The following is a 584-nucleotide window of genomic DNA, read 5'->3' as shown; positions in this document are numbered from 1 at the left end:
AGGTGCAGGAGGCATAGGCGCGGCCGTAGCCGCCGGTCGCCAGGATCACGGTCTGGGCACGGAAGCGGTGCAGCGTGCCGTCATCGAGCTTGAGCGCGATGACGCCGCGGCAGGTGCCCTGGTCGTCCATGATCAGGTCGATGGCGAAGAACTCGATGAAGAACTCGGCCGCGTGGCGCAGCGACTGGCCGTACATCGTGTGCAGCATGGCGTGACCGGTGCGGTCGGCGGCGGCGCAGGTGCGCTGCGCCTGGCCCTTGCCGTAATCCATGGTCATGCCGCCGAACGGGCGCTGGTAGATCTTGCCGTCCTCGGTGCGCGAGAACGGCACGCCCCAATGCTCGAGCTCGTAGACCGCCTCGGGCGCGTTGCGCACCATGTATTCGATCGCGTCCTGGTCGCCCAGCCAGTCCGACCCCTTCACGGTGTCGTACATGTGCCAGCGCCAGTCGTCCTTGTGCATGTTGCCGAGCGAAGCGGAGATGCCGCCCTGCGCCGCGACCGTGTGCGAGCGGGTCGGAAACACTTTCGTGATGCAGGCGGTACGAAGACCCGCCTCGCCGCAGCCGACCACGGCGCGCAGG

The 584-nt window shown here is 68.0% G+C and carries 1 protein-coding gene; it reads right to left on the bottom strand.

Going from position 1 to position 584, the window contains the following annotated elements; translation table 11 throughout:
• The coding region (locus MOV75_RS41215) for an FAD-binding protein (RefSeq protein WP_247008622.1) at positions 1 to 584 on the bottom strand (584 nt) is incomplete at both ends.

Source organism: Bradyrhizobium sp. PRIMUS42 (assembly GCF_023006515.1).
Classification (GTDB): Bacteria; Pseudomonadota; Alphaproteobacteria; order Rhizobiales; family Xanthobacteraceae; genus Bradyrhizobium.
Note: the sequence above shows the minus strand (reverse complement) of the source record. Positions and strands in the feature narration are given on the sequence as shown.